4 protein-coding genes are annotated in these 7,607 nt (G+C 40.0%); 3 read left to right on the top strand and 1 reads right to left on the bottom strand.

Translation table 11 applies throughout. The annotated features are described in order from the left end of the window. Positions 1 to 134 precede the first annotated feature (134 nt). The 3 genes from H344_RS0118200 to H344_RS20780 all read left to right on the top strand — a co-directional run bounded on the left by H344_RS0118200 (position 135) and on the right by H344_RS20780 (position 7,303). Positions 135 to 3,197, top strand: coding sequence for a SusC/RagA family TonB-linked outer membrane protein (locus H344_RS0118200; protein ID WP_034256980.1), 3,063 nt, complete (start codon positions 135 to 137; stop codon positions 3,195 to 3,197). 21 nt (positions 3,198 to 3,218) lie between these two features. After that, positions 3,219 to 4,934 carry a RagB/SusD family nutrient uptake outer membrane protein gene (locus H344_RS0118205; RefSeq protein WP_026811579.1) on the top strand — a complete coding sequence of 572 codons (1,716 nt, stop codon included), beginning with the start codon at positions 3,219 to 3,221 and terminating at the stop codon, positions 4,932 to 4,934. A 101-nt stretch (positions 4,935 to 5,035) separates the two neighbouring features. Continuing rightward, positions 5,036 to 7,303 carry a glycoside hydrolase family 2 protein gene (locus H344_RS20780; RefSeq protein ID WP_169514992.1) on the top strand — a complete coding sequence of 756 codons (2,268 nt, stop codon included), beginning with the start codon at positions 5,036 to 5,038 and terminating at the stop codon, positions 7,301 to 7,303. Positions 7,304 to 7,321: 18 nt separating this feature from the next. Here H344_RS20780 and H344_RS0118215 read toward each other — a convergent pair. Then, positions 7,322 to 7,607 (bottom strand): transposase (locus H344_RS0118215; RefSeq protein ID WP_026811580.1); only part of this gene is annotated, 286 nt, incomplete at its 5' end.

Genomic DNA, 7,607 nt, shown 5'->3' on the forward strand with positions numbered 1-7,607 from the left:
ATGGACTAGTCTTTCCCGATATTGTTTTAGTGCAACGATAATGATGTAGTATTAGACGGATATGTTCTATCAAAAAAAATATGTTATAGTTAATATTGGCTACTTAATAATCGCAAATAACCAAACTAGTATTTATGAAAAGAACATGCTTAATGTTTATCGGTGCATTCTTGGGGCTTACAACCATGGTAAAAGCACAGTCGATAACAGTGACGGGGACCGTCACAGATGAAAGTTCAACTCCCGTATTTGGAGTTAATATCGTACAGAAAAATTCTACAAATGGAGTGGTTTCAGATTTTGATGGAAACTACGCTATTAGTATAAATGATCCCGATGCAACTCTGGTATTTTCCTTCTTGGGCTTTAAATCGGTGGAAGTAAAACTGGAAGGAAGAACCCAATTGGATCTGGTAATGCAAGAAGATGCATCCGCTCTGGATGAAGTGGTAGTGATAGGGTATGGGACTTCTACTAGAAGGGATCTTACGGGGTCCGTTAGTAGTATCCGTATCGAAGATAGCCCAATAGCTAACATAGCCAATGTAAACGCTCTTGAGGCTATGAAGGGTAAAGTTACTGGTCTTAATATAGGGAATGTAACCTCAGCCGGGGGACAGCCAAGTATACAGGTAAGGGGGCAGAACTCCCTTTCGGCGGGGAATGCTCCTTTATTGGTCGTTGATGGACTTATATATGAAGGTGGATTTTCCAGTATTAATACAAATGACATTGCCTCTATAGATGTATTAAAAGATGCTAGTGCTGCAGCTGTATATGGATCAAGATCCGCAAATGGGGTGATTATAATAACGACCAAAAGAGGAAAAACGGCTACGCCCCAAATAAACTTAAGTGCTTATAATGGAATTCAAACTTGGACTAATAAACCCGATATGATGAATCCGGAACAAGCGCTCACCTTTAGACAAGATGTATATAAATCTGGGGGTGCAACTGGAGGGGATCTGGATTTACAGCGTATCCTTAATCAAAAAGAATATCAGGCGTATCAAGAAGGTCACTATATTGACTGGTTTGACGAAGTAACGCGCCAAGCCTCTATTCAAAGTCTACAGTTGAGTATTTCGGGTGCCACTGATAACGTAAACTATTATCTATCTGGGAATGTGTTGGATCAAACGGGAATTGTTGTCGGTGATGATTTTAAAAAACAATCCGTCTTATTGAAGTTGGATACGGATGTAACAAGTTGGTTGAAAGTAGGAGCCTCTTTAAATGCGGATATACGGGACTATTCAGGGAGGTCTGCGAATTTATATACGGCAACCTATATAAGTCCTTTTGGATATAAACATGTTCAGGAACCTGGCTTTGAGCATTGGTTGGAAAGATATCCAGGAGCAGTGACGACATGGAGTAATCCCCTACTTGGTACTGAACTTTATGATCTAGAAAAGAGATACAATTACAGGGGGACGGCCTTTGCCGAGATACAGCTCCCGTGGATAAATGGGTTAAAGTATCGCTTTAATTATTCCGCGAATCGCTATCATAGCGAAAGTGAAAGATTTACCGATGAAAAGTATTATGTGAATACGTTGAAGATTGAAGAGTTGAACAACCCTGGTAAATATTTAAAGAATGCCAATGGGTATAAGAACAATGCTACTTCGGATAGCTATCTTTTCAATAACATACTCTCTTATAACACGTCCATTGCCGGCGTCCATAATATAAGTGCAACTTTAATGTCTGAAAGACAGCAAAGGATTAACCAGCATTCCAATCTTTCGGCCTCTGACTTTGAGGAAGTGGGTAGTACGGCATTAGGAGTGCATGCCCTGGAACTTGGCAACAATGAGAAGAGAAATGTGAATACGGGTTATGGCAAGTTGAATCAACTTGCATACCTATTCCGAGTAAATTACAACTATAATAATAAGTACCATGGTACTTTTAGTTATAGACGTGACGGATATTCTGGGTTTGCACCTGGAAATAAGTTCGGCGATTTTAAGGCACTTGGTCTTGGTTGGACGATTTCCGAGGAATCCTTTTTGAAAAACAAAATTGATTTTATAGATCATTTAAAACTTAGATTGTCTTACGGGGAAAATGGAAACCCCTCTGTAGGAAGTTATGGCACCTTGCCCAGGGTTGGGAACTCTTCCTATGTATTTGGAAGTGAAACGGTGAATACTGCATACCAATCCAGCTTGGCAAATGCAGGATTAAAATGGGAGCAAACAAATGCTACCAATCTTGGATTGGACTTTTCTATATTAAGGGATAGGGTGTCCGGTTCTGTGGAGGTGTACGATTCTAAAACTACAAACCTGTTAATGACCCGAAGATTGCCCATAATGACGGGATATGGTAGCATCTTGGCCAATATTGGGGAAATCAATAACAAAGGTTTAGAAGTTAATCTAACGACCGTTAATATAAAGAATCAAGACTTTTCTTGGGAAACAACTTTTACATACTGGAAAAACAAAAATAAGATTGTAAGTCTATATGGGATAGATGCTGATGGAGACGGAGTAGAGGACGATGACCTAGGGAATAGATGGTTTATTGGTAAATCTCTAGGGGCAATCTACGATTATACGTTCGATGGAATAGTACAAACGGAGGACGTAGAATATCAAGAAGCCTATGGTGCCAGACCGGGAGATGTGAAATTTAAGGATATCAGTGGTCCGGATGGAGTGCCAGATGGAAAGATTACCACCGATGACAGATCCATAATAGGATATTCCAAGCCTAATTTCACCCTTAATATGTCCAATACCCTTAACTACAAAAACTTTAATCTATATTTTAACTTTAACTATATAGATGGAGGAAACAATCATTATTTGGCAGGAAATAGAAAAGGATTAATGGGGGCCTTGGTGCCCAATGCATCCAAATGGTTAAATCTTCCCTATTGGACACCAGAGCGTCCAAGTAACAAATATCCAAGACCGGATTATAATAATCCTTACGGTTATGGATTTTATCAATCCCATTCCTTTATAAGACTACAGGACCTTACCATAGGGTATACGTTTGATAAGAAATTGATTGAAAAGGCAAATATTTCCAACCTTAAGATATATGCCAGTGGTAAAAATCTGTTGACCATCTCCGATTGGATAGGATGGGATCCAGAAAGTGCCACTCAAATTGGGGAATACTCGCTGCCCGGTCTTAGTTCTTTCACATTAGGACTTGACGTTACTTTTTAATCCAAATAAATTTTTTAAGAAATGAAAACATCAATAATAAAAATAAGTGTTCTCCTTTTAGCTTTTCTAAGTATTGGTTGTGATGACGATGCCTTCTTGGAAGAAGACCTAAAAGACCGATTTACTACAGAAAATGCATTCTTGAATGTAGCACAGTTCAAAACAGGACTTAACCAAATGTACCGGCAAACCAGAGCCTATTATAATAGTGCAGACGGGGCCCGGGATTTTATAAAGAACGGATATGGCACGGATGTTATGGCCAGTACCACTAGGTTGGAGAGAACAAACAGTTTTTGGAATAACCTTGGTTCGCATAGCCAGTTTCCCAATGATTGGTACAACCGAAATTACCAAATGATCAAAAATTGTAATGAGCTTTTGTTGCAAACGGAAAACGAGAAAATAGATTGGGTAAGTGAAAATCAAAAACTGGAGATCCAAGCGGAAATCAGATTCTTTAGAGGCTTTTCATATCGTAACCTTGCTACCTTGTTTGGAGGTGTCCCCATTGTGCTGGAACCGGTTACCTCCCCCAAGTTGGATTTTACAAGGGCTACTCGGTTAGAGACGTACCAAGTTGCGTTGGAAGATTTAATATTTGCTAGTCAATATATGCCCTTAACTACGGATCAACCGGGAAGGGCGGTCCGTGCTGCAGCTGATCATTTATTAAGCGAGGTTTATATAAGTATGGGCGATGAAACAGCAGATAAAGGGATGTATGAAAAAGCAATAGCTGCCGCTTCCCGGGTTATTGATGGTACAGACGGTGATTACGCTTTAATGCAGGGTAGATTCGGAACCCGAAGTAATGAGGAAGGAAAAGATGCGTATTGGGATCTGTTTAGGATGGGGAATCAAAACTACCATGATGGAAATAAGGAGTCTATCTGGACCATACAATTTGAGAGAAACGTATCTGGAGGAACTAATATTTATGACCGACCACTGTTTGAGCGAGTCTTTTGGCCAACTTTTTGGAGAGCGAATAAATTTGGATTTGAAGGACCTGCCCGTGATTGGACCGGTAGAGGAAATGCTTGGATAAAACCTAATAATTACTTTAAATACGATGTGTGGAAGAATGCAGATAATGACAACCGTAATGCTCACCACAACCTCCAAAGAATATATACCGCCCCTAAAGTCATAGTAAACGGACAGCAGACTGATAGGGATACCACCTATGTGTCCAGTGTAACACTGGCAAATGGTGATGAAATAGAAGTTAACCTAAAACCAGGGGACACCATTAGAAAGGAATGGTTAACCAGTAGGGATGATACTTTGAGCTATTTCTTTCCGAGAATTTTTAAGATGGGAACCGATAAGCATATTGATGCCATTCCAGACAATGGCTATGTACGTGATGCCTATGTGATCAGATTACCGGAAACCTATTTGCTACGGGCAGAGGCCTATATGAAAAATGACGATTTAGCAAATTCAGCGAAGGATATTAATACGGTTCGCCAACGTTCCAATGCTTCGGATATCACCCCGTCCGATGTAAACATCGATTTCATTTTAGATGAAAGAGCTCGAGAATTATGGGGTGAGGAATGGCGGATGTTTACATTGGCCAGATTGGGGTTGATCTTTGAAAGGACGAGGGAATTTGGATGGCCTGCAGATATAGATGCAGTGGAACAGCACCATAATCTGTTCCCAATTCCACAAAGTGCAATTGATGCCAACCTGGAACATCCATTGGAACAAAACCCAGGTTATTAATAAAGTAAATTGTAGTGTTAGTTTGTTAGTTGAGTGGAAGAGGTGCCATTGACATTTACCAATGGCACTTTCTTTACTTTAAATCCTTGATGTATCAGGTTATGAATAAATTTATTAGTAAAGTTGTATTAATTTGTATGTTCCTTGTAAGTGCTTTACTTGGACTTTCAGAACTCTATGCCCAAGAAACTGATTTTTTTGCAGAAATTGGAAATAAGGTGCAAAATGAACGAATGAGCCTTTTGGAGGAGAAACTTCCCCCCCAACTGCCTGAAATAGCTATTCCCCTGAGTAAAGGAAAAAAACACGCCTTTAAAGAAGTACGGGAAATTAGTACCAAAAAGGAACTTTATAAGGAGCTTGCTATTCTAAAGAAACAATTTCTTCCTTTTATGGCGAACAAAGCTCCAGAAATAGCAAATACTAGAGACCGAGTTTATTTAACAGAATTTCAATGGAGACAGGAAACTTCCGGAGATAGGGAAAATTTCATTTCAACGCTTAGAGGTGAGGGTGATTGGAAAAATGTACAGGTACCCCATTTTGATGCTCCTTATGGAAGAGCGACCACCTATTATTACAAGAAAATTAATGTTTCTCGTGAAATGTTGCAAGACCGTGCCCTATTCGTTCATTTTAAAGCAGTGGACTATAAAGCGCACGTGTTCTTAAATGGAGCCTATGTAGGCTCCCATGAGGGGTTTTTTGCTCCCTTCGAATTTAATATCAGCAAATATGCCAAGGAAGGTGAAAATGAACTATTGGTCCAAGTAGAAAACGATTATACCACTACTGGTTTTGTCGCGGCCGGAAAAGAACGGTTCTTTGGGGATAAAATCTATGGCGTTACCGGGCTTGGTTATGACAATTTTTATGATGGTGGACATCAGGGTGCAGCCGGTATGGGGATATATCAGGATTGCTATATAGAATCCAGGGACCCCATCCATATCAACGATGTCTATGTACGGCCTTTATATGACGAAGGTATGGCCGAAATTAGAATAGAGGTGAACAACTATCACGAAGATCGCAGGCCAATTAGTTTCAATTTATCCATATTTGGACAAAATTTTGAATCTATCGTTGTTGAAGATTCGCTCATCGTTCCCTCGGCCTTACACGTGCCTGGCATCGGGGATTTACAAAAACCAACAGATTGGCAACAGTCTAGGACTTCCCTAGGCTATGGGCCGAATTACTTCACATATCATGTGAAAATTCCGGAATTTAGATCTTGGAGTAATGATACTCCATGGTTATATCAGGCACAATTAAATGTGTTGGATGAAAATAATACGGTTGTAGATGCGCAAAAACAAACTTTTGGGATGCGCTCATTTAAAATGGATACTGTATCGATTCCCAAAGGGAGACTTTATTTCAATAACAAAAAGATTCGGCTCAGGGGAGCAAATACCATGGGCTTCCTACAACAGGATGTATTTAAAAAAGATTGGGATCAGCTAATAGATGACATCTTATTGGCCAAGCTGACCAATATGAATTTTTTGAGAATGACCCAACGGCCGGTACAACCAGAGATCTATGAGTATGCCGATATGCTGGGGCTTATGTTGCAGACCGATTTCCCAACCTTCGGGGGAATTCGTTACAACCAATGGGAAGAAAGTGTAAGACAGGTGGCAGAAATGGAGCGATTGATCCGCAATCATCCCAGTAACGTGATAATAACCTATATCAATGAGCGCTTCCCAAATGGAGAAGGCCATCCGCATAGAAACATGGCTACTCCAGAACAGTATTTTTCACTTTTCCGAGCCATGGACGAGGCAGTGCTTAAGGAAAACCCGGATAGAGTAATCAAAAAATCAGATGGGGATTATGATCCTCCAACTCCTGGCCTGCCAGATAATCACTGTTATAATACCTGGTATAACGGGCAAGGACTGGGGATAGGAAAGCTATATAAGGGATATTGGCAATGGGTGAAGCCTGATTGGTATTACGGTTGTGGGGAGTTTGGTGCAGAAGCATTGGATCCTGTGGAGGTAATGAAAAAATACTATCCCAAAGAATGGTTGCCAAAAGACGAAGAGGATGATAAAAAATGGACTGCTAATCGAATATACGCAGCACAGACCCATAAATTCCACTATATGTGGTATAATACCCAGCATTCCTTACAAGATTGGGTAGATGCCAGTCAAGATCATCAAGAGTGGGCATTGGAAACGGTTACCGAAGCCTTTAGAAGGGATTCCAGTATGGTGACCTTTGCCGCACATTTGTTTATTGATGCCTGGCCCGCCGGATGGATGAAAACTATTATGGATGTAGATCGAAATCCAAAGAAAGGGTATTTTGCCTATAGAAATGCGTTAAAGCCCACCAAAGTACTGTGGTAAAAAACAAGTAAAAAAGCATTAACTTTTCACTAAAGTACTTCTGTAAGTATCTTCATATATTAACCCTGATTTTGCAATAGCAAAGGCCTGTTTCAATAGTTTATTACACACCGCTATTAACGCTAGTTTTTTGCTCTTTCCTTTGGCCACAAGTCGCTCATAAATATCTCTACAAGCCTTATTATATTTACAGGCATTAAAACTGCACATAAATAATAAATCACGAAGTTTTTGATTGCCCATTTTACTTATGCGAGGGCGCCCTTTTACACTGCTACCACTTTGTCTAATTATAGGCGTTAAT

Origin of the sequence: Arenibacter latericius DSM 15913 (assembly GCF_000424985.1) — a bacterium.
Taxonomy (GTDB): domain Bacteria; phylum Bacteroidota; class Bacteroidia; order Flavobacteriales; family Flavobacteriaceae; genus Arenibacter; species Arenibacter latericius.

Coding starts and splice junctions, on each gene's coding strand:
- H344_RS0118200 (WP_034256980.1), top strand. CDS start 135: ATGAAAAGAACATGCTTAATGTTTATCGGTGCATTCTTGGGGCTTACA.
- H344_RS0118205 (WP_026811579.1), top strand. CDS start 3,219: ATGAAAACATCAATAATAAAAATAAGTGTTCTCCTTTTAGCTTTTCTA.
- H344_RS20780 (WP_169514992.1), top strand. CDS start 5,036: ATGAATAAATTTATTAGTAAAGTTGTATTAATTTGTATGTTCCTTGTA.